Source organism: Thiohalomonas denitrificans (assembly GCF_900102855.1).
Lineage (GTDB): Bacteria > Pseudomonadota > Gammaproteobacteria > Thiohalomonadales > Thiohalomonadaceae > Thiohalomonas > Thiohalomonas denitrificans.
On record NZ_FMWD01000011.1, the window covers coordinates 65,236 to 73,022 of the forward strand.

Consider the following 7,787-nt stretch of genomic DNA (forward strand, 5'->3'; position numbering starts at 1 on the left):
GAGGATGAAGGCCGCGAATGATGCGCTCTACGACGGAGTAGGATGGGGAGCGGGCATCTTTGCGCGGTGAGGCAATAATGGCGTGACAGTACGGAAAAGTTTATCGTTTTACGTCGACAGATCGGATCACTCAATACTCAGATCGACCGAAGGCGACCGTGTTTCGGTCTCATCGCCAATTGCATCATTGGCGGCTTCCTGTGTGGTCCACATAAAGCCCTGCGCAACATAATCGCCAGCATTTACGGCGTACCCGTGATCGTCGATCTGGTACCACGTTTCCGAATAGGTCTTCGTCTCCCCGGCGGCGAAGTTCAACTCGGTAATGACCGTCGCAAATCCCTTGTTGAAAGACCAGTGCCACAATGGCTGTGTCTCCCCGGCGGGAGCCACAATGAACTCATGAACTTGAGTGCTCGTCGCTGTAAGCGTCTGGGGATCGTCTGTGATATTGGTTATGGAGATCTCGAAGATGATCGGTTCGGCCAAAGAGAACTGGTACGTTTCATTTTTATTCTGGTCCATCAGCTTGAGCTCCGTTTGGAACGCCCGCTCTTCTTCTTCCTCTTCGATTACGCACCCTGAAATTACCAGGGAAAGAACCAGTAGCCCGACAGAGAGATATCCTTTCAACGACATATCACACACCTCCATTCCCAAAGACTGCTGCATTATAGGCACTCGGTCTTCCTTTTGTCTTTATGGTCCTAGTTAGGTGAATTCCGCGAGCAGAACCGTGTTGGATGACCGGAAGTGCCGCCCTTTACGTTGCGCGGCTAAGTTCAGCCGTTCTCCTTCATGGCCCTTGACCCCGCCAGGGGGAACTGGATGAGTGACAATTAACACCGGTAGTGGATTTCAGCTGGAGGTTGGCGGCAACCAGCGATAACAACAAGAGAGCGGCGCCACCGTTATGGGCTACGGCCATGCCGACAGGGAACATCAGCCAGATGTTGGCGACGCCCACCGCGAATTGCAGCACGGCCACGGTACCGAGCCATACTCCCCAGGCCCTGGCCATTCCTGCCATGCGCGCCATTCGCCAGGCGAGGCCCCCGACGATCAGCAGCGTCAGTACGGCGCCGAGCCGATGCATGAAGTGAATCGCGGTGCGCGACTCACCCGCGAGGGTGCCGCCCTCGTAATCACCGGCTGCAGGCGGCGGGGCAGGCCAGAGTGCCTCGGCGAGGTTCATTTGCGGCCACCACTCGCCTTGGCAGGTGGGAAAATCGGGGCAGGAGGCGGCCGCGTAGTGGGCGCTGGTCCAGCCGCCCAGCATAATTTGCATGACGACCACTACCAGCGCAATACGTGCGGTCGCAACAGTGCCGCGCCCGACTTGCAGACGATTTGTTCGCGGCTCCAGCCAGACCATCAACAGCAGTGCCGCGACTGCAAAACCACCGATCAGGTGGCCCATCACGACCAGCGGGTGGAGTTGGAGTGTAACGGTCCACATCCCCAGCAGGGACTGAAAAATCACCAGCAGCAGCAGAGCGGTGGTGTGGCCGCGCGCGTACGCAAGAACGGGCTTGCGAGCCATGACAAACAGCCCGAGGAGGAGCAGGCCCAGAGTGCCCGCCGCGTAACGGTGCACCATCTCTTTCCAGGCCTTGTGGTGGACCAGGGGCCGCTCGGGATAGAGCGAGGTAGTGTTCGGCACCAGTGCCTTGCCGTAACAGCCCGGCCAGTCCGGGCAGCCCAGTCCTGCATCGGAGAGCCGCACGTAGGCACCGAGCATGGCAACGCACAGGGTAAGCAGCAGTGCCGCTCCGGCCGTGCGGCGAAACGTCTTGGGGGCGGTGGCGAATGGCATGGCGGTCCTTTGCCTTGTTAGCAGGCGTTCTGCCAAAACTAGTTCGAATGCCTGATAAATTCCTGGCAGAGAACGGAGCTGCGCCGCGGGATTTCATAGGCGCCGCCTATCACTTCTATCCAGACAAACGATTTCCACAATCGGCAATAGGCATCCATACTCTTTCCCGAGTTCCAGTACAAACCAAAAGGAGATAGCCATGTTGGAAAATCGTGAAGGTCAGCGCGTACCCACTGTCACGTTCAAAACTCGTCAGCAGGGCGAGTGGGTGGACGTCAAGAGCGACGATATTTTTGCAGGGAAGACAGTGGTGGTGTTCTCGCTGCCGGGTGCATTCACCCCGACCTGCTCTTCGGCGCATGTGCCGCGCTACAACGAACTGGCACCGGTATTGAAAGAAAACGGCGTGGACGAGGTGGTCTGCATCTCGGTCAACGACACCTTCGTCATGAATGAGTGGGCCAAGGAGCAGAAAGCGGACCGCATCACCTTCCTCCCCGACGGCAACGGTGAGTTTACCGAAGGCATGGGCATGCTGGTGGACAAGGACGACCTCGGATTCGGCAAGCGCTCCTGGCGCTACTCGATGCTGGTAAAGGACGGCGTGATCGAAAAGATGTTCATCGAGCCGCAGAAGCCGGGCGACCCCTTCGAGGTCTCCGATGCCGACACGATGCTCGCTCACATCAACCCGAATGCCAAAAAGCCCCATGATGTGATGCTGTTCACCCGTGCCGGATGCCCGTTCTGTGCCCGGGCCAAGGGAATGCTCCACGAGCGCGGAATGGATTTTGAAGAGGTGACGGTGGGCGATTCGGTCTCGGTACGCGCGGTGCGCGCGGCCACCGGTGCCGACAGTGTGCCCCAGATCTTCGTTGATGGGCAGCTCATCGGCGGCTCCGATGAATTGGCCGAATGGCTCAGTGCCCGCGAAGCGGCCTGAGTTTTAAATACCCGCGGACCGGGACTGGTCCGCGGGCATTTCGGTTATTTCGCAACAGGGCAATCGCGTCGCGCCTATCAAGGAAGAAAGGCGATTGCTCCTGCATTTCCTGCCAATTCCTTTCACTGAACCAGAAATGCGCACCGATAGGTTTCCACCCCAAAGCGGCCATTGGTGAATATTCGCTCTCCCTTGCCTGAAGGCGCCATATGGCGCTATATTGACGTCAAATGTCATTGCGCGGAGCCTACTATGAGCCAGACCGAGACCGGGGAGAAGTCCCGCTCCAAACGGGGCAAAAAACCACCCATCGTCATCAAAACGCATCGGCGTACGGCCCCGACGAAGCTGCGGGATATCAAGGTCGATTTCCGGGAACAGACAAAGCTCGTCCGCTATCGGCTCACTGGCAAGCGGTCGGGAAAGGAGGACCTCGTCACGCTCGTGCGCCAAGGGCTGCCTCTATCGAGTGTCGAAAAGATCCAGAAAACATTGAAATTCCGGGACGTGAAGCCGGTGCTCGAGCTGATGGGCATCTCGGTGCGCACCTATCAGCGGCGGCAAAAGGAACAGAAGCACCTCGACTCCATCGAGTCGGATCGGCTTTATCGTATCGCCAAAGTGGAAACCCGGGCTGCAGAGGTGTTCGATGATGAAGACGTGGCGATCGACTGGCTGAAATCCCCCAACCGGGCCCTGGGCGCCACTCCCATCAGCTTGTTGGACACCGAGGCGGGTCAGGAAATGGTCGAACGGGTTCTAACGCGGATAGAGCATGGGGTTTACAGCTAGTGGTCCATGCAGGAAATAGTGTAACTCTCAGCCGTTCCACAAAGTTCATAGGCAAGGCGCACGAGCGCAGGACTAGTGGGCTAATTCAAGCGAGTGCAACGCCGACTATGGGCTTTGTGGAACGGCCGGTAGGGAGCCCCTCCAAGGAGTCAATGCGGCGTTGCACTCCTTGGAAAGGGCGCGCCATTCCCTGCGGAGTGCGCCTTGCCTTGGCTCCTTGGAGGGGCTCTGAGTGTCACACTATTTCCCGCATGGACCACTAGTGCGGGTATGGCGCCTGACCACAAAGCGCTACGCGAGTACGGCCTTTTCCGGGATCGGCAACCGAAAAGTCGGTAGCCGCTGGGTACCCAGCGGCGAACTCGCCGTTTACACGTCCGAGCACGTCGCTACAGCCGTGCTCGAAAATCTGGTGCACATGGAACCGAACCATTTCCGGAATAACCATGTCATCATTACCGCCGATATTCCCAACGAACTCCCCATGGACGAGATCAGTGCCGACAGCCTGCCTGAGAACTGGCAGACGTTGTACGAGGATGAGGAGTTGCAACAAGCCGGCAAGGATTGGCTCGATAGCGGCGAAAGCGCTTTTTTGGTCGTCCCTTCAGCGGTGGTCCCTCAAGAACGTAACGTGATTATCAACCCCCAGCACCCGGATTTCGCGTACGTTACGATCGGGAAGCCGGAACCGTTCACTTTCGACGGTAGACTGAACCAAAAAACCGCTCGGCCAAAAGGATAAGGGGTTCACGCACACCTCCAATAGCCATGCGCCGCGGTAGCCTCGAATAAGGAGAAACGACGGCGCGGAGCAATGACGACAACCGGCCACTTGCGGCCATTCAGGGTATCCAAGTGACTGGTCGGTTGGGGCCACAGAGCGGACACAGGGGAGTGCAACAGCCGAACGCTTCCCCCTTTGAAACGCCACCATAGTGAGCTGCTTTGCAGCGCCCGAGGAACCGCTCTCTGTCGGAATCTAGAGTCGAAGGCGTAAGGAGGCACGCGGCGTAGCCAACTGCATCAGGCCGATTGGTGAAGAGAAACAAAAGAGAGAATTGTCAGCCGCTCTTTGAAGGCAAAGTGAAGAAAATGATGGCCCCTTGATCCACGGCGCCCTCGGCCCATACTTCACCGCCATGGCGGTGGACAATCCGCTGCACCGTCGCTAGTCCGATTCCGCTACCTTCATATTCTCCATTCGCATGTAGACGTTCAAAGGGATGAAATAACTGCCGAGCGTATTGCTCCTCGAAGCCGATGCCGTTGTCCTTGACATAGAAAACCTTTTGGCGGCCCTGCCACTGTTCTCCCACAGAGATGAGTGCCCGCTTACCTCTTGCCGTGTATTTCAGGGCGTTATCGACGAGATTTTGCAGCAATATTCTGATGAGCGTGGGGTCGCCATCGGCAACAAGGCCGGGATCGATATGCCACTCCACACACCGCTTCGGACCGACCTCAGACATTTCCTTTATGAGTGCCTCGGCGAGGGTGCTGAGGTTGACCGGTTCGGTCCTGAGTTGACCTCGCATTACGCGGGAAAGGGTGAGTAGGCCGTCAATCAAGTCATTCATGTGTTCGGCAGCGGTCGAAATCCGCTCTAGATAACTGCGAGCAATCGGGTCCAGACCTTTCCCATAGTCCTCTTGGAATATTTCGGAAAAGCCATTTATCGCGCGCAGAGGACCGCGTAAATCATGGGATACGGAGTAGGCAAACGACTCCAATTCTTTGTTTACAGCGGCCAGTTCCGTTGTGCGTTCATTTACTTTCTGCTCCAGCGTCGCATTGAGTTGCCGGACCTCCGCCTCTGCCTGTTGTAAATCAGTAATATCGAGTCCGGCCTCCAGGACCAGAGTGGAACCATCCGTGTCGGTGAATGGGAAGTCGTAGACGTAGTAGTCGCGTCCGTCACGGCCGACCCGGTGCCACTCTACTGGTTCGGGCCGGTTCAGTACTTGATAGGTGCGGCAGGTCTTACAAGGTTCGCTTCGGTCGAAGAGCAACTCGAAGCAATGGCGCTCTCCGGGTTCGCCGAAACGCTCCCTGACGTAGCGATTGGCGAAGGCCACTCGAAAGTCCGTCGTCAGAAGCACAAGGTAGAGAGGAAGCGCATCCAGGATACCGTTAAACCGGTGCCGTTCGGCTTTGAGGGCAGTTTGAGCACGCCGCCGCTCGGTGATATCGCGGATGAAAGCCAACATTTGATCGTGGGTGGCCCAATAGGAACTGCTGACTTCGACGTCGATTATCGTTCCGTCCTTGGCCCGATGCCGGCTTTCAAAGCGCTCATAGCCGGTCTCAACGAGTTGCTGGATATGACGCTCCGTGTCGGCTTGGCTCTCCTGCGCCTCCAGGTCGAAAATGCGAAGCCTCAATAATTCCTCTGGAGTAAACCCACTCATCCGGCTATAGGCATCATTGGTCTCCAGGATTCTTCCACTTCGGCCGAGCCGCAAAAAACCGTCGTGGGATGTTGCCAAAAGGGTGGTGTAGCCTCCGGCATGGGACCGTGCCGCGTCCTCGGCCCGTTTACGGTCTGTGATATCCGTGACCACCCCTTCGATGGCTACCGGGCGTCCAGTGGTATCCCTGACGAGTACGTTGCGTTGGTTCAGCCACCGCACTTCCCCAGATTTGTGAATTATCTGGTATTCATAAGTCGGAGGGACACGGCCGTCGAGCAGTGCCGCCCACGCCTTTTGGAAATACTCCTGCCAGTCGGGGTGGAGCACCTCTCGAATGAGAAGAGGGTTCCAATAGAATTCTTCAGGCGAATAACCGAACAGGTGACTCGATGCCGGACTGACATACTCGTAACGCCCCTCGGGAAGGACCATGCGATAGAGCATGTCCGCCGCGTTCTCGGCGAGGCGACGGAATCGCGCCTCGCTGTCGATTAACGCTGCTTCAATGTTCTTTTGTCGGGTCAGATCACGTCCGATGGAGAGAAACTCGGCCCCATTATCAAGAAGGACGCCGTTCCACTCTTGCCAAATGAAATCTCCGTGCTTCACGAGAGCCCGAATTTGGTATCCCTCAACCATCTCCCCCTGAAACACCTTCTTCAAGCCAGAGCGCAGTTTAGGCAGGTCTTCGGGATGGGCAAACTGCTCAGCCGGTTGCCCTATCAACTCCTCTTCCCTGAAACCCGAGAGTCTGGTCACGGCGGGATTAACGCGACGGATGATTCCATTGATATCACCGATAACTATGGCGTCGGGACTCAGACAAAAGATTGAGTCGATCTGCGAGCGCAGGGACTTAAGTGCTGCCAGCATTTCCCTATCCTTTCATGGCCGACCGGTTAGGCCCTCCCTTAGCGCCCATCCTTTTTGGCCGTTCTTGTTTTCATTAGTCTTTGTGCACCAACCAAACGCTGGCGACCGCCGCTTCGGGTGCCACTCTAGATGGGGCAACTTTGCAACAATAGCAACCCGTTACAGGTGGCCGCAATAGGGTCACGGGAGTCCGCGGCCCCGACTCTACTGGACATGGTTCCGGCTTGAAAATATCACAAACTGTGTTCTTTGCCCTGTGCCGGCTAAAGAGAAGCTGAAACGCGGTAGGAGGCAGCTCGAAGTGGTGAATGCCGAACTGGATGAGTTCGCCTATATCGCCTCCCCCGGCAGCATACCGGCATTGGCTTCCGGTGGTCATGGCCTTCTGATGAGTGGTCGAAGGATGCCGCCAAGGCGTTTTCGTGATGGCTGCGAGAAAATGGTGCAGATAGGGGCTGCCGCTCCGTGGCAGCGAGTACACTCCTTCCCTGACAACCGCACCACACACCCTGCTGCGGCTGCGTGCACCTGCAAATAATATTAGTTTAATAATTACTAATGAACAGTGGGTTGACGGACGGGAAGGCTGGGGTGGACTGGATGCTGGTGCTGGCCGTCCACCTCACCTACCCGCCGCGAGGCGCAGTATTTCGGATATGGTGGCCGAAATAATCTTCATGGCCGCTCGATGTCGCTAAGCAGACGTTGCCGACGTCAATGCACGCGGCGGCTTTGGGTCGATTCTGTTGAAAAACTGGCGAGCTTGGCGCTGGATCATGGATGTGATCTAATCGGTGCTAGAACTCATTCTGGGATCGAAGCCGATGATGGGTCAGCTGCCAGGCTCGCAAAACGAACTGTTCTACGACTTCAACATTGAGCAGTTCATCCCCGAAAACCACCTCTTGCGCCAGATAGACCGATTTCTCGATCTCAGTGATCTGCGCGG

6 protein-coding genes are annotated in these 7,787 nt (G+C 56.9%); 3 read left to right on the plus strand and 3 right to left on the minus strand.

Annotated features, from left to right (window positions below; translation table 11 throughout):
* Positions 1–126 precede the first annotated feature (126 nt).
* On the minus strand, positions 127–672 hold the full coding sequence (locus BLP65_RS14700) for a BsuPI-related putative proteinase inhibitor (RefSeq protein ID WP_092998737.1): 546 nt from the start codon (positions 670–672) through the stop codon (positions 127–129).
* 124 nt (positions 673–796) lie between these two features.
* The gene (locus BLP65_RS14705) at positions 797–1,816 is read right to left on the minus strand and encodes a COX15/CtaA family protein (protein WP_092998739.1); all 1,020 of its coding nucleotides are present in this window, start codon (positions 1,814–1,816) and stop codon (positions 797–799) included.
* 199 nt (positions 1,817–2,015) lie between these two features.
* Between BLP65_RS14705 and BLP65_RS14710 the strand changes: the two genes are divergently transcribed.
* The 3 genes from BLP65_RS14710 to BLP65_RS14720 all read left to right on the plus strand — a co-directional run bounded on the left by BLP65_RS14710 (position 2,016) and on the right by BLP65_RS14720 (position 4,296).
* Positions 2,016–2,759 (plus strand): glutathione peroxidase, encoded by a 744-nt coding sequence (locus BLP65_RS14710; RefSeq protein ID WP_092998741.1) that lies wholly within the window; start codon positions 2,016–2,018, stop codon positions 2,757–2,759.
* Positions 2,760–3,011: 252 nt separating this feature from the next.
* On the plus strand, positions 3,012–3,551 hold the full coding sequence (parS, locus tag BLP65_RS14715; RefSeq protein WP_092998743.1) for a type II RES/Xre toxin-antitoxin system antitoxin: 540 nt from the start codon (positions 3,012–3,014) through the stop codon (positions 3,549–3,551).
* A 232-nt stretch (positions 3,552–3,783) separates the two neighbouring features.
* On the plus strand, positions 3,784–4,296 hold the full coding sequence (locus BLP65_RS14720) for an RES family NAD+ phosphorylase (RefSeq protein WP_092998745.1): 513 nt from the start codon (positions 3,784–3,786) through the stop codon (positions 4,294–4,296).
* Between the two features lie 319 nt (positions 4,297–4,615).
* Here BLP65_RS14720 and BLP65_RS14725 read toward each other — a convergent pair whose 3' ends face one another.
* Positions 4,616–6,838, minus strand: coding sequence for a PAS domain-containing sensor histidine kinase (locus BLP65_RS14725; protein ID WP_092998747.1), 2,223 nt, complete (start codon positions 6,836–6,838; stop codon positions 4,616–4,618).
* Positions 6,839–7,787: the final 949 nt, after the last annotated feature.